We start from the raw sequence: 19,433 nt of genomic DNA, 5'->3' as shown, positions 1-19,433 counted from the left end.
CAGCGGCAATAATTTATGTCCAGGTTCTTACCTTAACAAATTTTCAAGCTCCTCCTCTGTGAAAGGATTCTTCCCTGCCTTGAGGGCATCAATCCAGCCTTGCCGTTGTTTTATATCCTCCTCATAACTCTCCGAATCAGCCCACTCTATAAATGCCTGAAAATCCTCAATTGCTCCTTGGTTGTCCCCCGTCAGCGCCCTGGCAAGCCCACGACTATTCCGAAAGTTTCCATTTTTAGGCGCAAGTGCTACAGCCTTTTCACAAGCATCCATAACTGTAGCCGCCTCTTTGTGCAGACTGCCGTACCGACAAAGGGTATTCCAAGACTGTGCAGAAATTTGCCAAGTTGGATCGATCCTTTGTGCTTTATCATAAGCAGCCAGAGCGTCCTGGACGTTACCCTCTTCTACTTGTTTCTTACCCTGATTGATCAAACCCTCAGCCGCCCATCCTGCAACTTGTTCTGAAGTGGGAAGATTGATTTTGGCAGACAGTTTTTGGGCTTGTTGGAATTTGGCATTAGCGCCTTCTATATCCCCCTCTCGCGCCATGGCTCGACCTTGATTGACCTGAAATTGGGCATTTTCCGTTTTGTTCCAGACTGAGGTTTGACAGGTAGAGCGAGCATCTTTAGCCCAGTTAAACTTTTCTGAGTCCTCGTCAAGCAAAGTTGCCGGAGCGATGAAGATGGGATGATTGATTAAATTATTGCACGCCACATTGAGCCAATCCTGCCAATTGCCACCGCGCCACAGGCGTATTGTTTTGTCCAAACTACCACTGACAATGGTTTGACCATCCGGGCTAAATGCCACTGAGATGACCCAATCCTGATGTCCTTTGAGCCGATTCCGTTCTCTGACATCGCCGATCGCATCCCGTAAACTAGACTGCACTTGAGGGAGAACGTTCTTTGATGTAAATAACGAGGATTGGCTCTCACCAGTTGCCTGAATTGCTAAAGTGAGTGCTTCCAATGGCTCAATGGGTATCAACAACTGAGCGCGAGCAGCATCTTCCCGCAGCTTCGCCAGAGTAGCAATCCTTTCCGCCCTCAACCAAAAAGCCGTCACTAGCCCGATTACACCAACAACTGCCCCGGTTAATACCAGCCGATTTCTACGCTTATGCCCGCCACTTTTACCAATATATGCCTTCTGTAACTCCGTCGCCCCTGGCTGTTTCTTCTGCCCTTGAGTCTCCTGCAACCATGCCTGAGCGACTGCCAATTCACTCCCCCGCAACAGCAAGTCAGGATTCTTCCCTTTCTCCTGCCATTCAATCGCTCGTTGTGACCATTTGGTATGCTGGTGTAAATGTTCTCGGTCAGTATCCAGGGTTCTGACTAATTGTCGAAAATTGACCTGAAACTCTTGCTGATTCTGATTAAAATCAATCCACTGCACTTTCCCTAACTCTGGATGCAGTTCCTCTGAATTTACGGGCTGATGCAGCACGGTGACAAAGCGCTTATTCAAAGAAGCGGCATACTCCACCTCCGCCGCACAATAGGGTGAATTCACGGAACGAGGGGAGAGAATAAATAAGAAATTATCACAGGCTTCAATTCCCCCATGAATCTCCTGAGCAAAATCCGCCCCCGATGCAATACTTTCCTGGTCAAACCACGTCCGTTTCCCCTGTAGTTGGAGTTCATCATTCAGTTTTCTGGCAAAATCGGCATCGGTACGGGAATAGGAAATAAATACATCTAGAGATATAGCTGGCGGTTGTCGTAAACTTTCATCAATGAATTCTTCAATTAACGGTGTTGGTGGATTCAGGGTTCTTTTGTTTGCCACCTTCAACCATGTTTCTGCACTGCGTAAGTTATACCCCCGCAACAGAATGCTGGGATTCTGTTGCTGCTGTTTCCACTTCAGGGCTTTAGTGAGTAATATTTTATGCTCGTTGTAGTAAGCCGCATCCTGCTGCACAATCTTCAACAGTTGGCTTTCATCCAGATAATAATCTTCTTCCTTTACATTGTCCGTCAGATCAATATACTGCAAATCCCGCAGCGCTAACGGTATCTGTTCCGGTGGTGTTTCTCGCACTAACAAAGGAATAATCCGTTTATTCAGCGATACAGCATAGTCGAGTTCACGCTGAGCATAATCTGAATTTACTGAGTCAGGCGAGAGCAGATAAACCAGATTATCCGCCTGTTCAATTCCTCGCTTAATTGCCTCCTCAAACACTTCTCCCGTTTGAATATCTGTCGTATTCGTCCAAACTGTAAGACTTTCCCGCCTCAAGCTATTGCGAATTGTCTCCATTGTTGTCCTATCCTCATCGGTGTAGGAGATAAACACCTGAGTCATCAAGTTATTGGCATTCTTGATACTTTCGGTAATATATTCGCAATGCAAATCAGTAGGGATACAAGGCGATTGCTCGTGTTTAAACCGTATGCTCAGCCAAGCTTCGGCTTGCTGTTTTTCTTCCCCAATAAGCAGGTACTTGGTTTGTTTTTGATTTCGTTCCCATTCTAGGGCTTGGATTAAAAACCGGGTATGCTTGTCTACATAATCCTGATGGGAGTGGAGTAAATTAATTAAATCGGCTAAGGATTTCTCAAAATCGTTGATTCCGTCTTGGAAATACACCCAGTTGAGTTTACGAATTGTCGGGTGCATATTCTGATAGCTTTCATGTAATCCCTTTGCTTGATAAGCTTCCCATTCTGATTCTGTGCCATTGGGGTTTCTTTGCTGCCAGGTTTCCTGGCTAATTTCCATGACGTGTAACAGGGGGATGATGCGTTTATTCAGCTTAATTGCTAATTCAATTTCTTTGAGACAATAGGGCGAGTTGACTGAATGAGGGGCAATAATAAATAGGAAGTGACTGGCTTTTTCAATGCCATCATCAATTTGATTCTGGAAATCGACGGCTAAGGGTATATCATTGAAGTCAAACCAGACTTTAAATCCGGCTTCGTCTAAACGAGCTTGCAGTTGTTGGGCAAATGCCTTACTATCTGCGCGTCCGTAGGAGATGAAGGCATCGAATAATTGGGTCATTTTTTTGGGTCTAAATCGAGTAAATAATTAGGGGATTCTGAACAAGTCTTGTGGTGGGGAGAGGCAATAGGCAATAGGCAATAGTTTCACCCCCCTGTTAAGGGAAAATTCTGTGAAAAATTAAAGGTTGGCTGAGTCTTTAACCCACTGACATGATCTAGTTATAGCAAGTCGCTAGGCGTGTATTTACAACTCCCGTACCTGAAACTGATTCCTGATGGGGTGTTTGTACAAACAAAGTGTAACTAGGGGTTGCTGAATAAGTCTTGTGGTGGGGTAGGGAGCAGGGGAAGCCGGGGAAGCCGGGGGAGCAGGGGGAGCAATGATACATTTTCCCTGATAGCGGTGCAAGGGTATGAAAGGGTTTTACCTTATGTTCTTGAAGATGAGCCAATGTCCATGCTACTCAAAGCCTTGATAGATAAGGGTTTTGGAGTTGTGCAGCAAGCCATAACTAGACCAGCGCGAAGCGCGATAAAATGGCGAAATAGATTTGACCATTGAATTGGGCGCACGTCTGTGCGCCCCTACAGGTTTTGGGTATGAGGCAATTTATCAAATTAAGTGTGCCACGCCAATACGATGGTGATAATAGGGTACGGCAATGCCGTACCCCTACTGAGGGATAATTGATTGAGTAGAGATACGATACTATCGTGATCTGATCTAGCTATTTCAGGTAAGCTACTGTTACCCCTGATCCGCCTTCGGCTTGCTTGGCTAATTCAAACCGATCAACCAGGGGATGGCGTTCTAAGAATTCATGGACTCCAGCCCTTAATTTTCCAGTTCCTTTACCATGAATAATCCACAATACCCCAGAGGCGATCGCTTTGGAAATGGCTTGTTCTAACTCGACTTCAGCATCGGCAACACGCGATCCGCGTAAATCAATTGTATTTTTCTCGGTGCGAATCGGGGGAGTCGGTGGCGATGCGGCGGCGGGTGCTGGGGTGGATGCGGGTTTAGATTTGACGGGGATATGCGCCTTTTGACCCTCTAGGGATTCTATATCCGCTAAAGATACCGTCATCTTCATTAAGCCAAAACGCACGGTGAGTTCCCCATCTTCATCCGCAGGGGTCAAGACTTCCGCCGTTTGATTTAGGCGAGGAATGCGAATGCGATCGCCCACTTTGGGTTGAAAGGCGGGTTTGGCTTTAGCCGGGGGTTTGGGGATATGGCGCTGCTCAATTTCTTTGAGCGCATCGGTGGCTTTCTTCGCGTTTTGAGCGATTTGGGGTCCCTGCTGCAATTTGCGAATCACCTGGGCAATTTCTGCTTTGGCTTGCGCGATCGCGTCTTGTACGGCTTGTTCTTGAGAGAGTTTCAATTCCCGTTCTCTCTCCTGCAAGAGTTTAGCTTTACTGGAGACTTCTTGATGCAAACGTTCGGTTTGCTGGAGGAGTTGGTTGGCTTCTTGGGCTTTGGTTTCCTGATCCCGTCGTTGGGCTTCGAGTCCAGAAATCACCTGGTTTACGTCTTCCGAACTACCCCCCACTAAGGTTTGGGCAAGGGATACCACATCTGATTTTAATCCTAACCGTTCGGCAATCGTTAACGCATTGGATCGACCCGGAATTCCCCAGAGGAGGCGATAGGTGGGGGAAAGGGTGACATCATTAAACTCAACCGAGGCGTTTTCAAATCGTTCATCTTGATATTTGAGTGCCTTAAGTTCACCATAGTGCGTCGTGGCTACAGTAAGCTGAGCATGATCCGCCAGATAGTTCAGGAGTGCGATCGCTAAGGCACTTCCTTCGGCTGGATCAGTTCCCGCACCAATTTCATCCAGTAAGACTAGGGCGGATGTGGGATGTGGGGTGTCTGGTTCCCTTTGGGCTAAATCATCTTCTCCCCCATCTGTAGAGACGCGCCATGGCGCTCTACAATTTTCTAATTCCTCTAAAATCCGACTAATTCGGCGAATATGACCGGAAAAGGTAGATAAACTCTGTTCTAAAGACTGTTCATCGCCAATATCTGCCAGAATTTGCTCAAACCACGGCAGTTCTACGGGTTCTTTGGCAGGGACAAATAAGCCCACCTTTGCCATGAGTGCGGCTAACCCCAATGTTTTTAAGGTAACGGTTTTACCCCCTGTATTCGGACCCGTAATCGCCACAACTTTTATTTGGGGCTGAATCTGGATAGTAATCGGTACAACTGGCGCATCTTCTTCATGCTGATACTGCCAGACTAACAGAGGATGTCGCAATTGGCGTAGGGTAATCGATTCTCGTTGATTCGGATCAATGAAGCGCGGCGGATTTGCCTGTAACCAGAGGCTATATCGGGCTTTGGCTGTGGCTAAATCTAACCGAGTGGCGACGGCTAATACCTGTTCTAGATCCGGCTTAACGGCGGCGACTTGTTCGGTTAACACCCGGCGCACGGCTTCGGCTTCGGCTTGTTCCCGCCGTTGATAGGTTTTGAGTTGATTCCCCAACCCAACGATCGCATGAGGTTCGATGTACAGCGTAGCACCCGTACTGGAAGCGTCATGAACGATACCCGAAACCGAGTCTTTCTGGGGGGCTTTCACCGGGAGAACAAAGCGATCGCCCCGTTGGGTGATTAAGGGTTGCTGGAGTGCGCCGCCTTGACGCTGTACAATGTTTTGGAGCGTTTGATAAATGCGATCGCGTAGGGATTTACTGTGCTGTCGAATTTCTGCCAGTTTCGGACTCGCGCGATCGGTGACATCGCCGCGTTCGTCGATACAACGGTGAATTTCTTGTTCTAATTCCGGATAGGTACGGATATCAGCCACGAGTTGGTTGAGAACCGGGATATCCTCTTGATCGTCGATGAGACGTCGTAAACGCCGGACTCCTGCTAGAGTGGTTGCGATCGCGAGTAAGTCTTCCCCGGATAATATCCCTTGTCGTTCAGCGCGTTCTAGCGCATCACCAATATCCTGAATCCCCTCAAACGTCCAGCCACTGGTTAACTGGCATTCAAGTTGATAGACTTCTTTTGTCTGCGCCAATAGATGCAGACTTTCCGCCAAAGTAGCGGGAGGATGGAGATGGCGAGACGCGATCGCGCCTAGTTTGGTGGCGGCGAAGGTTGCCAGGTGTTGGCACAGGCGTTGCCATTCGAGTAGTTCTAACGTTTCAGATTGAATCAAAGCCCAATATTAAAGGTTACCCTTATGTTTATTATTAGACAATTTTCCAGCAGAGGCGAGTGAGCCTAACCGTACTCTATCGGAGAAATCCTGTGGAGTTGTTCTCTGGTGGAAGGAAATAGTCGATCAGTTCTACCAAAAGGAGAAGTAATTTATATACACCCAGTCTACCCGTTAACTATGCCGTCGCTTCCCTGGGGATAGATAGGGAGCTATTTATGACCCAGCCTTGTTCTTCCCAGGGTTCAAGCGGAGTGATGGAATAGTAGGATGTCATTTGCTCAAGCTGACGCAAATCCTCAACCTGTACGCCCTGAAAGAGTTTGTCTAAGGCGTCGCGATCGGCTGAGGTTAGCGGAACTCTGGGGTATATACGAGTTTGTGTCTGTTTTGCCATAGTTTAATCCTGAATCAATTTCTAAATGGGGCTGTTACGAATAAATATTACAGAAGCTTTACATAAATACATCCGTCATTTTACGGAGATTGTCTGATCCGGGATTCTGACTAGAGATGCACTCATAGATTGCGTCTTTTGTCAATATAGTTGTGAATTGTATAAAATTTAACTAAAAAGCTGTTTTAAAAGTTGGTTGTCGGGTGTGTCGGGACAGGTTTAGACACAGATGCCATAAAATTAATTGATAACTTGAGGACACAACTCGCCCCCACTAGAATTCTGCGAAAATGCAATATCCTCTTGCTTATTCATCGGTTTAGTCAATTGATGTCACCTTGAATCAAAGCCTGAAACTGATTATCTCCTCGAAGATTATCAAAAGCTGAATCGGTTTTGGCAATCTCTCGATACTCTTCAGGATTCAGCTTAATGGCTTGTTTCAAGCTTTCAACGGCTAGGTCAATTTTATTTTGCAACGCATAACAGCAAGCTTTGCTATAAAAATTATCGGCATTATTCGGTTTAATTTTTGTAGCTTCTTCAAAGCTAGTGATCGCTTCTTCCAACCGTCCCAAATCATAAAACGCAAGACCTCTGATGTACCAGTTATCATGGAAATCCTGTTTTATTTGTGTGGCTTTATCAAAGGATATAATAGCTTGTTTGAGGTATCCTGACATCGCTAGTGCAATTCCTTTATTGTACGAGGCTTCGTAATAGGTAGGCTGGATTTCCAGAGCCTTGTTACAGCTAGTAATAGCTTCCTTGAACTGTCCTAATTTCCGTAACACAATGCTACGATTATTCCAGGCTTGGTGGAGATTGGGTTGGATTTGTATGGCTTTATTGAAACAAGTGAGTGCTTTATCTAAGTTTTTCAACTTTAGCAGTACAGTTCCCCTGTTGTTCAACGCTTCCCAGGAGTCTGGTTTTAATTCCAGAGCTTTATCAAAGCAGGCGAGAGATTCATCTAGACGTCTCAAGTTTAACAGCGCATCACCTCGGTTATTCCAGGCTTCGTGGAAGTCTGGCTTTATTTGTATAGCCTTATCAAAGCTGACGATTGCTTCCTCCAGAAGTCTCAAGTTCAACAATACAACGCCCCGGTTATTCCAGGCTTCGTGGAAGTCCGGCTTTATTTGTATAGCCTTATCAAAGCTGACGATTGCTTCCTCCAGAAGTCTCAAGTTCAACAGCGCAATACCTCTATTATGCCAAGCTTGGTAGTAGTTAGATTTGATTTGTATAGCTTTGTCGTGGCTAATAATTGCTTCTTTATTGTGTCCTAAATCTCGTAGCGCACTACCCCGATTGCTCCAAGCTTCATAGTTATTCGGTTTTAATTCAAGACCTTTATCGTAGTTAGTGATCGCTTCTTTGAGGTTTCCCAACTTGTGCAGTGCATAACCCTTACCCAAATAAGCATAGCCTTCTAAGTTCTCCAGCACATATTCTTTACCAAAGTTAGATTTGCATAGCTTCTGGGTTGTTTCAAGAGTTTTATTTATGCTAATAATACCTTCTTTAGAGTATCCTAATTTTATAGCATTAAAACCAAAAATAAGACTTGAAACTAGCATTTTTTTGGAGTGTTTAGTAGCCAGTTGTAAGACAAGGCTAGACAAAGGTGAAATATATTGTATCGATTCCACACGCCTGCCCTTCGCTTCAATTTGCCCTTCTCGCGGTTCGAGAATATGTTCTTTACTTATCAGATAGTTCCAAGCATGGCGAATTTTCCTCCAATGCTGTAAGCGCTGTAGCAAATTTCCATCTGCAATCAGCAGGGCTGTCGGCTTTACAGTAAAGGGGTAAAGCGAAATGCCCACCATCTCCAGCAATTCCACTGCATCGTAAATGTAGGGAGCAATAGGATATTTCTTAACTACCTCTTGATACCGTTTTTCCCAAGTTCCTTTCAGTGTGTCGCGGAAGGTATCTCTTGTCAAAGACTGGCGATTATTTTTCGCGCTGCGAAGATTCTCGACAATATTTCTAAAAGTATGGTCATTTCTCTGGGCGAGACAGGCATAATCATCAGGGTTTGCTTCAATCTTTGCCTGGGAAACAGCCTCTCTCAAAACGCTAATAATAGCTGATTCTTCGGGTTCTGTTAATTCATAGATAGCAAAGCGTTTCCACAGCGCTGGATATTTATCAAATTCCAATTTTTCCCACTCACTTGGTTCATCCGTAAATTCTCGTTCCTTTTCATTACGAGCCGTGGCAATAACCCGAATATCCTCTTTACGGCAAGATTTTTCATAAAATTCGATTGCTCGAATTAATCGTTCTTGTAGTGGCACATTTAACCGTTGTAATGGCTCATCGGCTTTTGGGGATTGCTCAATGCGCCCACCGTAAATTTTGCTGTTCAAGTCATCAAGGAAAAACAGCAATTTCCTATCCGTACCAATCTTATCCTCTGGAAATCTAGGGAGTGCATCCAACCATTCACCCCGCTTCAGGTGAAGAATTGTCCAGCCTTCGGTATTCAGTCTCTGTGCTAAATTTGCCGCTTCCCGTGTTTTCCCGATTCCAGTCGGTGCGAGAATCAAAACCCAGCGCGATTCGTCCAGCTTTTGTTTCAATTCGTCGTGAATGCTACGCCCAGAAATTCGCTCCTGATATGGGATTTTGTAATCAGCTAGCGGATCATTCGTATCACCACCGAGAATAGCTGGCAATACCTTACTTTGTGGTTTTATGACATCAAAAGGAAAAGTGTCAGGAAGAATTTGCCGCTGGCGACGTTGCTGGAGCATCCACCAGAATAAACGCACAGTTAGAGGTACAATTCCAACGCCAAGGATGACGATGAAAATATCCTTGTTTTCACTGATTAATGTCAGACTGGTTTCCAGTAAGCCTTGCACCTGTCGTAGCCAAACGTAGAGAACCTGGTTAATCATGCATGGGAGGAGTAAAATGATTAAGATGCGCTCCTTAGCATCGCACTCTTTCCCAAATTTTATCTTAGGAACTTTAAGTTAGCAGGCGTGCTGTTACTGAGTTTATGCCTTTAACCCTACATTCTACCTTCAAGGGACTTCAAACTTTAGAGTTGTGACAACCCGATAAGCAGCCACCGCGCACCCATCCTTTCTCTTCCCAACGATCTAAGGGTGCTACAGCATAGTAAGAACTAATCGTTTCTATTTGATTAACGAACTCACCATCTAATCCTGAAAAGATTTTATCTAACGCCGCTGTGTCTTTGTGATTTAACGGCATTTTTGAATTTCCCCGATTTCTTGGCATCGTTCTTCCCCTATAATCTCAATCCACTTAGATGTTCTTTTTTTAGTTTATTAAGAAAAAGCAATAATGATCAATTTTTTATATAGAGATAGCTTATCACTCCTATTGCCATCTTTAGCTCTGATCGGCAACTGATGATGATTCTCGGTGATTGTTGATCCGCTCTATGTTAAGTCAGTAGATATACTTAAGTAAATATACTCAAACTTGGTGAACCGGGAACGGGGAACAGTAAGGATTTGAGGCTAGTGAATCTTCCCCTTAAGAAAATAAGTTGTCATCTTCCCTTTGCCTTTAACCTGAATAGTGCCTCGTTCCTCAAACAGATAGTTATCCTGCAACTTTTTATACGTAAACTCAGTAACCTGAATTTTATCAGGAAGCCCTTGGGATTCCATGCGTGAGGCAATATTAACCGTATCTCCCCACAAATCATAACTAAACTTTTTGATGCCAATGACTCCAGCAACAACGGGTCCGGTATTGATGCCAATCCGAATACTTAAGGTTTGATTATTCTGGTTATTAAATTTGGTAATTACCTGTTGCATATCTAGCGCCATATTCGCCGTAGCTTCAGCATGATCGGGGCGAGGAGTAGGGAGTCCCCCTACCACCATATAGGCATCCCCAATTGTTTTAATTTTCTCTAATCCATAATAATCACTCAATTCATCAAACGCCGAAAAAATTCGGTTAAGTAATTCAACAACTTGGGCAGGGGGGAAGCGAGCCGATAATTCGGTAAAGCCAACAATATCGGCAAACAAAACTGTGACTTCCTCAAAATTATCTGCGATTGTACTTTCGAGTTGTTTCAAGCGTTGAGCAATTACTTTGGGTAAAATATTTAGCAGTAGGCGTTCGCCTTGCTCTTGTTCATAGTGCAGTGCTTCTTGCCATGCTTTACGTACCGTAATATCTTCTACGGTTCCTTCATAGTAAATAAAATTACCGTGTTTATCGCGGACAGCTCTTGCCTTCTCCTCAATCCAGATTTTTGTGCCATTTTTCCGGTACACTTGCGATTCAAAATCCGAAACTGATCCATATTTCTCCAGGACACGGATTAATTCATCGTGACGGTTTGGCTGAACGTAAAGCTGACGATTAAGATTAATTAAATTGTTACACAGTTCTTCAGCAGAAGCATACCCATAAATCGTTGCCAATGTGTTATTTGCCGTTAAAAAACGTCCACCTGGAGTAATTTTAAAAATTCCTTCTACGGAATCATCAAAACTAATCCGATATTTTTCTTCGCATTTTTGCAGATTTTTGGTTAGCTGTTGAGTTTTGGCGATAAGCACAATAAATAAGGTTGCCGCTATCAAACCAGAAACGACATAAAATAAAATTCGATAAATTTTAGTTTTCCTGAGAAATACTTGATAAGAATGCTGATAAATGTCCAGGATCTGTTCACTTTGTTGCTCCGTGGGTAATTCCAGAATTTGCAGCACCAGACTATCCACCTGAGATTCATGGGTCACAATAATTTCGGCATAGATTAGGGCGGCATCGAGTTCAGAAAGACTCAGGGTAGACGATGCTGTCAATACATCGACACGTTGCCGAATTGCTGCCATTTGTCTCTGGATTTTGATAATTAATTCATCACTAGGAGATAGGGTATAAATTAAAACATCATTCAACAGAGTATTCAACTGATTGATTAACTGATCAGCGTCTGGTTCCGTTGCGGCTTGACTCGATAATTTTTGAATCGTATTAGGCAGGAATTTTAAAGATTGATTGAGAATAGTTTCTTGTTCAATCAATTCTTCGATTAAAACCTGCTTATCTTGAAAAAGTGAGCGATTCTGTTGTAAGGCTGACTTAAGTTCTGGATAATACTCTCTATTAACAAAATCAGGTATATCTTCTAAGTTATGGTGTAAGTCGTCAATCTGACTTAAATCATTAAGAATAGTTTCAGGATCATTGAACGACTCCTGTTGAGCCTGCAAGATATCTGTATTTAAAGTTGCGTCAGTTTCCTGGAGTTGGTGTAAGTTTGACAGATACTGATGGTGTTGACTAAAATTGATAGTCTGAGCTTTAATGAATAATATAACCCATAAAAAAGTTCCGCCTGCAGCAATTCCTATATTTCGCATAGCGGAGAACTTCATAATCAGCTCAGGTTCAATCGATTTAACAGACCTTACACCTAAACAGGCGACTCGATCGGGATAGATATCCTATCCACTCTTTTCAGGGCGTGAAAGGGCTAACAAAGACATCGTTTGCAAAACTTTGCGAACATGATGATCCATCAGCCGGAAAACTGCTCCAGCTAGGATGTTGGCTCGGTTTAGGTTATGTCTTGTTGGATACCTTCAACCTAGAGTCGGCAAAACAGTTTAAATTCATCGCCCCACCTAGGTGGATGTCTCGCTCTGCTCTCCAGGTGGGACATACAAGGGTCTGCCTGATTCTGCTCAAAGCCGATCGCCCGTCTATACTGACAGCGACGGAGTAGCCAAAAAAACAGGTCAGACCAGAATGGACTTCTCCGTCACCTTTGGGTGAAGACGTTTTACTCTCAACCAGATAATATAGAAACACGCTGCACTGGGGTGTAAGTTCTACTTAAAATAACTTCCGGTTCCAATCCAGTCCGGAAGAGTTACCCCAGACAACAGCGTTAAGTTTTATTGAGAAATTATTAATCGGTCGCGGATTTCTGGTTACCAGATGCCAAGGAATTCTCAGGTGATGCTGACAAAGGTTTCCTGAGACAAGAGGTGCGATCGCGCACCAACCGCAGATAATCTTGCTGATTTAACGATTCTGGGGGGTGAGGAGATTCTCTGGTCTGATTTTTGGGATCGGGAGAAGCCTCTCGATCACTACCATCTGGATTCTCACCCTGACGCAGGCGGTGGTGAATCGCCCTCAAGCGATTCTGATTATTGATCGGTTCTCGCGGTTTGGGTAAATCCGTATTGGGCCAATTGGATAAATCGCTACAGGCGCAAGACTCTGGCGGTAATCCCACGTTGAACATAGGAACAGGCATATCGCAGCGGGAACAGGGTTCAAGATCCCACTTGGATGTCAACAACTCAGAAATCGTCTGGCTAGTTCCGGTGAGATAACAATCTCCGCTTTCGGGGGAAAGCAGATATTGCCAGAGTTCCTCAAACTCTTGACTGTAGCGATCGCCAGCAATGATTCGCTGTGGTTGCAGCACCTTTTCACCATTGTGGACGACAATTGTTTTGCCAACCTGAAACCAATAGGCTAGGTAGCGTTTGACTTGTTGTTCAGATGCCATAGAATATATAAGACCTCAGCAGCAAAAGCTGCTTTATTGTTACCGTCTGTATTTCTATGGTAGCGATTCCCGCGATAGCGGTGATCCCAGGGTGCTGAGATTAAGCACATGACCACCCGTAACCAAATACACGGGATTGGCAATCATACCGAACTGACGCACGACTTGACCGAGGCGATCGCGAAAAGTTCTGCCTAGGGGATAAGCCGGAACCACACCCCAACCCGTTTCTTCAGCAACCAGAATGATGGTGGCGGAGCTTTGGTTAACAGTTCGCCAGAGGGTGTCTGTGGTATCCTGCCAAATCCCATCCTCTTGATCTAGGCAATTCGCCACCCAGGTTCCCAAGGAGTCAATTAACAGACAATAATCCGGTTGATCCCACTCCAGAATCGTCTCGACTAAATCTATCGGCGTCCACACCAACGTCCACTCGGCGGGGCGTCTCTGTTGGTGCTTCTCAATCCGGGCAACCCACTCCAAATCGTTGGGATCAACCTGTGCCGTTGCCACATAAACAACCTGCTTATCTGTCTGATCGGCTAATTGTTCTGCCCATTCACTTTTTCCAGAACGGGCTGGACCCGTGACCAGGATAAGCTGACCCATCGATAGTATGGTTCCCGCGATCGCTTTCATCTGCCGTGATCAAGTTTAATCGACAAAGATCAAAAATTAGCGATTTGCCGAATCTCTTGCCAGATTGGGTCAAAATTGAATAGGTAGGTGGCAATGTCCCAAAACTAAACCCTAGGGACTTCATCTGCTGCAAGAAGCGTGATTTTTGCCCAGTGACATCAGAAACGATGAAACCAGAACTGCAACGGATCGAAAGCACTCTATCTCAATTAGCTCAGGATGACCAAACCCCATCCACGGCTGTGGCGTCCCCAGTGGACTCAACTGGGGATCAGTCTAGCGACTCCGCCAAAGGGAAAGAACCTTCATTCTCGATTAGTGTGACGCCATTCCCGGCTCAAAAGCAGCAAGATAAAACCCCAACACTGCCGAAACTCAAATCCGCTAGCTTCAGTGAACATCGCCATAGCGCCAATCCCGCCTTGGCAATGAATCTGCTCAAAGAAATTGAAGATATTGTCTCGGGTTGGCAGAAACAACTGCACACTATAGTCCGCCAAATTCAAGATATTTATATGGATGGACCAATCGTTGAGGGGTGGTTAGAATCTCATGCTCGTCAACCGGAAGCGGATCACTCAGGAGTACGTCGTGCTGAGGTGGATCGACTCATGGACTATGTAACCCAACCGTGGCATCAATCCCAGGGCGATGAGAATGTTACCTGTGAATCCCCCCGTGCAGGTTATCGCCTTTGTGGATTAGATGCAGATGGTCAGTTTTGGGTGCGTACCTGTCCAGCGGATCAAGTGCCTAGTGTCAGTTTAGCGATCGCACGTTATCAGAAGCTACGACAACTGCTGAGTCGAAAAGATGATCTGGAAACGCGCCTAAGTCAGCTTGCAGAAACCCTAGCGGTATTGCACGCGCACCTCGGTAATGATTGAACATTCAACCGAAAGTTGGCAGGTTAGTGAGTTAGGAAGTTATAACATTGATGGAACGTAATCGCACTTATGTGTCTGTTTCCCATCCCTTATCCCGTTCAAATTCTTTAATTGAGAATGGTACTGTAGCCTATCCCACCAGAAGAGAAACGATCAAAACGCTAAACTATGAATTGGAGCATCTAGCCAAACGTTTGTTTAACCAGTAGAAATGGTATGGTCAAAGTGACAAAATTTCATAATCCTCTCCAGGAATCGAGGGAATGCTACGATTGGCGCTATTTATAACAGTTCCGCCTGCCCCAACTCGAACACATTTTGAATCCTATTCATGATCAGCGTTCAAAATACAAGTAAACCGTTCCCGTTCTCACCGATTCAATCTTTTTAAAGTATGACTAGTCTTGATTCTAAAGTTCCCGTTTCGGTTCTAATTCCGGCAAAAAACGAAGAAGCTAATCTTCCGGCTTGTCTGGCTAGTGTGGCTAGAGCCGATGAAGTATTTATAGTGGATTCCCAAAGTAGCGATCGCTCTATCGAAATTGCCGAAAAAACGGGTGCGAAAATCGTGCAATTTTATTTCAATGGGCATTGGCCCAAAAAGAAAAACTGGAGTTTGGAAAATCTGCCCTTTCGTAATGAATGGGTGCTGATTGTGGATTGCGATGAACGCATTCCCCCAGCGCTTTGGGATGAAATTGCTACGGCGATTAAAAATCCCAACTATGAAGGGTACTATATCAATCGCCGCGTTTATTTCTTAGGCAAGTGGATTCGCCATGGGGGAAAATATCCAGACTGGAATCTGCGCTTGTTTAAACATCAAAAAGGTCGCTATGAAAATCTGGGAACTGAAGGAATTCCCAATACAGGAGATAATGAAGTTCACGAACACGTTATCCTGCAAGGGTTAGTTGGTTATCTCAAAGCAGATATGGATCATATCGACTTCCGAGATATCTACCATTGGTTGGCACGACACAATCGCTATTCTAACTGGGAAGCCCGGGTCTACCTTAATATGCTCACGGGTCATGATGAATCAGGTACGATTGGTGCTAATTTATTTGGGGATGCGGTACAGCGTAAGCGTTTTTTGAGAAAGGTTTGGGTGTGGCTACCCTTTAAACCAACCTTGCGATTTATTATCTTTTACTTTATCCGATTTGGCTTTCTGGATGGTAAAGCAGGTTATATTTACGGACGCTTGTTGAGTCAATACGAATATCAAATTGGTGTCAAACTCTACGAATTACGCAAATTTGGCGGTCATCTCAATCCAGAGGCGGAAACATCAACCGTATCATCTGCGAAATCTCCGGCTACTTCTGTGGTTTCTCCCAATTCCTAATCGGCTGTTACATTGTTCAGATTGCTGATTAAAATTTGGTCAAAGGAAAGAGGAAAAAGGGAATTTTATTGATTTGACAATGAAAAAAATAATAATTGATTAGCCAAAGCGCTAAAAAAATAAAATTTTTGCCATTATTGATATTAAGGTTTAAATGCCGAACAGCTTATCTATGAGCCGAGACTTAGACACCAACGTTCCAGATTTCACCGAACCTCCTGTTTTGGATGACACCCCGTTAGTTGATTTGCGAAATTATGACCAGTCCAATTTTGACCGGGGGCGTCCAAGCTGGTTCATTTTACTCTGGTGGTTGGTGCAAGCTGTTGCTTTTCCGATAAGTCCACATAATTTTAATGGCTTTCGCTGCTTTATCCTGAGGTTATTTGGTGCAAAAATTGGTCGAGGCGTACTCATCCGTCCAACTGCTCGCTTTACCTATCCTTGGAAGGTAGAAATTGGGGACTATAGCTGGATTGGGGATGATGTGGTGTTGTACAGCTTAGAGCAGATTCACATCGGATGTCATTGTGTGATTTCTCAAAAAAGCTATCTTTGCACCGGAAGTCATGATATTCAAGATGCGGCTTTTAGCCTGAAAACGGCAGAAATTAGTGTTGGGAACGGAGTTTGGATTGCTACCGATTGCTTTATTGCTCCCGGTGTCCAAATTGGAGCGAATGCCGTTATTGGCACCCGCAGTAGTGTTTTTAGTAATATTCCGGCTCAACAGGTGTGTTGGGGAACACCCGCTCACCCCCGTTATCTACGGCAGATTTAGGTAATCAGGTATAAATAAAAAAATATAATTTCCGGTCTGATGCAGTACCTTAGTAAGGGCGAAGACAGGGCAACTACAAACCTAGCACCTATTCCAACTCATCGGGATCAACCCCTAATTCCCGCAATCGTGCCGCCAATCGTTCTGCCCTTTCTTGTGCCGTAACCGCCCTTTCCTGTGCCGTAACCGCCCTTTCCTGTGCCGTAACCGCCCTTTCCTGTGCCTCTACAGCTTCCTCCTCTGGCGTTAAAATTAACTCACCCTCAATCGTCATCCACCGCAACCACAGACGATTAATTCCCCGAAAACTCCCCTGCCATAATCCTAAACTTAACTCTAATTCCGGCATCAATAACCGATTATCAATCAGATTCATCGGTTCATAATGACCCCCGACTAAATGAAACCCCTGCACTTCATTGGTATAACGACTAAACACAATTGAGTAAGGAATCCGCAAAATCTGCTCGTAAACTTGCCACTTTGTTGGCGGATTTCCTGGTGTTTGCACCGTTCTACCTAAATCTTCCTCTTGTGTACCGGGGGACAATAATTCCACAACGACAAAGGGATTCACCTCTTCTTGCCAAACCACGTAACTTAATCGTAAATCCCGCCCTTCATACAACCGAGGTACACCTACCACACCAAACCAATCTGGACGTTTGTACCACTGAGGATGGGTAACACTATAGTAAAGATTCAAATCACAAGCAGAAAATACCAACTCCAGATTCCAGTTAGCTGGTTGAAACGTCAGAAGCAACAATAAGGGTTGGAAAAAATGAAACTCGTCTGGCAATCCAGGTTCCTCCGGGTTATCACTCGGTAAATCATACATCGTCGGTAAGGTTTGCCGAGGTGAAAGCGGTGGATCTGATTGAGTTGAAAGGCGAACCATGGTGATTTATTGCGGTTTTCCTTTAGGGATTAGTTTTAGGCTAGCACCCAATACCACCATGCTCCACGGATCTCCCCGATGCTTGGGATATTTGGTATCTTATATGTTACCGTTTTTCCGGAATACTCCCATCGATTTCGATTACTAGACTGGTGTTCTAGAGTTTAACGCCTAATACCTAATACCTAATACCTAATACCTAATACCTAATACCTAATACCTAATCCCACATTCCGCACTTCATAATGTACTACGTAATGATTACGCCTTTTGGGATTTTTGTACTACTTTGCATACTACAACTTGACGTGCGGAATGTGGGTTATATTGTCCCTACTTACTTAGATTATCTATCTGACCAACTCTCCTCAATCCTATTCAAAACACTATCCACCTCTTCTCCACCCACATAATCTACAATACCTGTCCAAAACGTACCCGTTCCCACTGCTCCTGGCATCATATCTGAACCGTCAAAGCGCACAACTTTTGCATTAGATAAAATCTCAACTTGTCGTTTCGTTACCTCATCCGGATACGCCTCTAAACTCACTTGTTGATGCGGAGAGAGATAACCACCAATACCTGCCAAGATTTCATGAGGCTTTGATGTTGCTAAATATTCCATTAACTTTCGCGCTTCTGGAGTATCATTAAACATGGCAACGATTTCTCCTGAGACTAACACAGGAGTATCAATGTCTTGATTAATAGTGGGAAAGGGAAAAACATCAACATCTTTACCCATCACCACATTATCCGGAAAAAACGCTGTAATAAAGCTACCCTGATGATGCATATAACAACTGGGTGATTGTTCAAAAAGACCCTTCGGTGAGTCTCCAAATGGGGTACTCAGTACACCCGTTGTACCCCCAAGGACATATTTAGGGTTAAGGGCAATTGTGCCAAATTTTTCAAAAGCTGCCTCAACAGTAGGATGATTGAAGGGGATTTCATGAGTAATCCACTGATCATAAACCTCTGCCCCAGCCTGATGCAACATGATATCTTCTACCCAATCTGTCCCCACCCAACCTGTAGCACTACCATTTTCCATACCGATGCACCAAGGAACACCACCATCAGCTACAACTTTGTCTGACAATGCGATCATTTCATCCCATGTTGTCGGAACTTCATAGCCCTTGGCTTTAAATGCGGTTGGGTTATACCAAACTAAGCTTTTGACAAATGCCCGATACCAGATACCATAGATTTGGTCATCAACGCTAGCTAAATTCAACCAATCCTGAGCATAAGCATCAGATAGCTGTGTCATATCCATAAAGGAATCAATCGCCACCAGCTTTCCTTCGCGGGCAAAGTCAGCCATTAAACCCGGTTGGGGAAACATGGCGATATCCGGCGCATTACCTGAATCAACCCGCACGGGTAATAGAGTAGCAAACTCACTCGTGCCTTCGTAAACTACCTTAATTCCTGTTTCTTCAGTAAATGGTGCTAGGGCTTTTTTAAGTTCCTCCTCACCCTTGCCTGTACCAACTCCCATAATGGTCACGGTATTGCTTTGAGCAGACTCATTTTGAGCCGGACTACAAGCGGCTAAAAGTATTGGTAAGCTCAATAGTAAAGTCAGTTTTTGACTAACTTTTGCTGTCAACATTTCTATTTTCTACCCAATGGGAATAAATTTAATCTAATCATGCACCCCATTGGTTTAGTTTTAACAATTAGTATTCGTATTGGTGCTGAAAAATCAACATCAAGTTCTGGCGTCATAGTCCTTCTAAGATAACCTTGATTTTG

Annotated in this window: 15 protein-coding genes and 1 pseudogene; 5 read left to right on the top strand and 11 right to left on the bottom strand. The window is 44.4% G+C overall.

What is annotated here, in order from left to right; genetic code table 11:
• Nucleotides 1-27 precede the first annotated feature (27 nt).
• The 7 genes and pseudogenes from MC7420_RS44325 to MC7420_RS35250 form a co-directional block, all read right to left on the bottom strand.
• A complete protein-coding gene (locus MC7420_RS44325) occupies nt 28-897 on the bottom strand; it encodes a WD40 repeat domain-containing protein (RefSeq protein WP_449240171.1) in 870 nt (289 codons plus the stop codon).
• Between the two features lie 240 nt (nt 898-1,137).
• Nucleotides 1,138-3,027: pseudogene (locus MC7420_RS44320) on the bottom strand (toll/interleukin-1 receptor domain-containing protein); the annotation flags it as partial.
• Nucleotides 3,028-3,697: 670 nt separating this feature from the next.
• Nucleotides 3,698-6,160, bottom strand: a complete 2,463-nt coding sequence (locus MC7420_RS15600; RefSeq protein ID WP_006101390.1) for an endonuclease MutS2 — start codon at nt 6,158-6,160, stop codon at nt 3,698-3,700.
• Nucleotides 6,161-6,338: 178 nt separating this feature from the next.
• Nucleotides 6,339-6,557 carry a hypothetical protein gene (locus MC7420_RS15595; protein WP_006101415.1) on the bottom strand — a complete coding sequence of 73 codons (219 nt, stop codon included), beginning with the start codon at nt 6,555-6,557 and terminating at the stop codon, nt 6,339-6,341.
• A 323-nt stretch (nt 6,558-6,880) separates the two neighbouring features.
• On the bottom strand, nt 6,881-9,472 hold the full coding sequence (locus tag MC7420_RS15590; RefSeq protein WP_006101376.1) for a tetratricopeptide repeat protein: 2,592 nt from the start codon (nt 9,470-9,472) through the stop codon (nt 6,881-6,883).
• Nucleotides 9,473-9,611: 139 nt separating this feature from the next.
• The gene (locus MC7420_RS15585; protein WP_006101310.1) at nt 9,612-9,821 is read right to left on the bottom strand and encodes a hypothetical protein; all 210 of its coding nucleotides are present in this window, start codon (nt 9,819-9,821) and stop codon (nt 9,612-9,614) included.
• A 245-nt stretch (nt 9,822-10,066) separates the two neighbouring features.
• Nucleotides 10,067-11,941, bottom strand: coding sequence for an adenylate/guanylate cyclase domain-containing protein (locus tag MC7420_RS35250; RefSeq protein ID WP_006101586.1), 1,875 nt, complete (start codon nt 11,939-11,941; stop codon nt 10,067-10,069).
• Nucleotides 11,942-12,045: 104 nt separating this feature from the next.
• Here MC7420_RS35250 and MC7420_RS39815 point away from each other — a divergent pair, with 104 nt between their 5' ends.
• On the top strand, nt 12,046-12,306 hold the full coding sequence (locus MC7420_RS39815; protein ID WP_157453184.1) for a hypothetical protein: 261 nt from the start codon (nt 12,046-12,048) through the stop codon (nt 12,304-12,306).
• Nucleotides 12,307-12,492: 186 nt separating this feature from the next.
• Here MC7420_RS39815 and MC7420_RS15575 read toward each other — a convergent pair whose 3' ends face one another.
• Together MC7420_RS15575 and cobU are read right to left on the bottom strand one after the other, a co-directional pair.
• Nucleotides 12,493-13,104 carry a hypothetical protein gene (locus MC7420_RS15575; RefSeq protein ID WP_006101466.1) on the bottom strand — a complete coding sequence of 204 codons (612 nt, stop codon included), beginning with the start codon at nt 13,102-13,104 and terminating at the stop codon, nt 12,493-12,495.
• Nucleotides 13,105-13,158: 54 nt separating this feature from the next.
• Nucleotides 13,159-13,743, bottom strand: coding sequence for a bifunctional adenosylcobinamide kinase/adenosylcobinamide-phosphate guanylyltransferase (gene cobU / locus MC7420_RS15570; protein WP_006101507.1), 585 nt, complete (start codon nt 13,741-13,743; stop codon nt 13,159-13,161).
• A 167-nt stretch (nt 13,744-13,910) separates the two neighbouring features.
• Between cobU and MC7420_RS15565 the strand changes: the two genes are divergently transcribed.
• From MC7420_RS15565 to hpsU, 4 genes are all read left to right on the top strand, one after another.
• On the top strand, nt 13,911-14,630 hold the full coding sequence (locus tag MC7420_RS15565; protein WP_006101385.1) for a hypothetical protein: 720 nt from the start codon (nt 13,911-13,913) through the stop codon (nt 14,628-14,630).
• 50 nt (nt 14,631-14,680) lie between these two features.
• Entirely contained in the window at nt 14,681-14,839 is a 159-nt protein-coding gene (locus MC7420_RS39810; RefSeq protein ID WP_006101363.1) for a hypothetical protein, read from the top strand.
• A 185-nt stretch (nt 14,840-15,024) separates the two neighbouring features.
• Complete coding sequence (locus MC7420_RS15560; protein WP_006101531.1) at nt 15,025-15,981, top strand: glycosyltransferase family 2 protein; 957 nt, start codon at nt 15,025-15,027, stop codon at nt 15,979-15,981.
• A gap of 172 nt (nt 15,982-16,153) precedes the next feature.
• Nucleotides 16,154-16,762, top strand: coding sequence for a hormogonium polysaccharide biosynthesis acetyltransferase HpsU (gene hpsU, locus MC7420_RS15555; RefSeq protein WP_006101516.1), 609 nt, complete (start codon nt 16,154-16,156; stop codon nt 16,760-16,762).
• An 88-nt stretch (nt 16,763-16,850) separates the two neighbouring features.
• Here hpsU and MC7420_RS15550 read toward each other — a convergent pair whose 3' ends face one another.
• Nucleotides 16,851-17,663, bottom strand: coding sequence for a Uma2 family endonuclease (locus MC7420_RS15550; RefSeq protein ID WP_006101473.1), 813 nt, complete (start codon nt 17,661-17,663; stop codon nt 16,851-16,853).
• 346 nt (nt 17,664-18,009) lie between these two features.
• A complete protein-coding gene (locus MC7420_RS15545) occupies nt 18,010-19,290 on the bottom strand; it encodes an ABC transporter substrate-binding protein (RefSeq protein WP_006101311.1) in 1,281 nt (426 codons plus the stop codon).
• Nucleotides 19,291-19,433 lie beyond the last annotated feature (143 nt).

Source organism: Coleofasciculus chthonoplastes PCC 7420 (assembly GCF_000155555.1).
Classification (GTDB): domain Bacteria; phylum Cyanobacteriota; class Cyanobacteriia; order Cyanobacteriales; family Coleofasciculaceae; genus Coleofasciculus; species Coleofasciculus chthonoplastes_A.
Note: the sequence above shows the minus strand (reverse complement) of the source record. Positions and strands in the feature narration are given on the sequence as shown.

What these genes read in the sequence shown, in the direction of transcription:
- MC7420_RS15595 (WP_006101415.1), bottom strand. Translation starts at nt 6,557, where the DNA reads ATGGCAAAACAGACACAAACTCGTATATACCCCAGAGTTCCGCTAACC.
- MC7420_RS15590 (WP_006101376.1), bottom strand. Translation starts at nt 9,472, where the DNA reads ATGATTAACCAGGTTCTCTACGTTTGGCTACGACAGGTGCAAGGCTTA.
- MC7420_RS15585 (WP_006101310.1), bottom strand. Translation starts at nt 9,821, where the DNA reads ATGCCAAGAAATCGGGGAAATTCAAAAATGCCGTTAAATCACAAAGAC.
- MC7420_RS35250 (WP_006101586.1), bottom strand. Translation starts at nt 11,941, where the DNA reads ATGCGAAATATAGGAATTGCTGCAGGCGGAACTTTTTTATGGGTTATA.
- MC7420_RS15575 (WP_006101466.1), bottom strand. Translation starts at nt 13,104, where the DNA reads ATGGCATCTGAACAACAAGTCAAACGCTACCTAGCCTATTGGTTTCAG.
- cobU (WP_006101507.1), bottom strand. Translation starts at nt 13,743, where the DNA reads ATGAAAGCGATCGCGGGAACCATACTATCGATGGGTCAGCTTATCCTG.
- MC7420_RS15565 (WP_006101385.1), top strand. Translation starts at nt 13,911, where the DNA reads ATGAAACCAGAACTGCAACGGATCGAAAGCACTCTATCTCAATTAGCT.
- MC7420_RS39810 (WP_006101363.1), top strand. Translation starts at nt 14,681, where the DNA reads ATGGAACGTAATCGCACTTATGTGTCTGTTTCCCATCCCTTATCCCGT.
- MC7420_RS15560 (WP_006101531.1), top strand. Translation starts at nt 15,025, where the DNA reads ATGACTAGTCTTGATTCTAAAGTTCCCGTTTCGGTTCTAATTCCGGCA.
- hpsU (WP_006101516.1), top strand. Translation starts at nt 16,154, where the DNA reads ATGAGCCGAGACTTAGACACCAACGTTCCAGATTTCACCGAACCTCCT.
- MC7420_RS15550 (WP_006101473.1), bottom strand. Translation starts at nt 17,663, where the DNA reads ATGGTTCGCCTTTCAACTCAATCAGATCCACCGCTTTCACCTCGGCAA.
- MC7420_RS15545 (WP_006101311.1), bottom strand. Translation starts at nt 19,290, where the DNA reads ATGTTGACAGCAAAAGTTAGTCAAAAACTGACTTTACTATTGAGCTTA.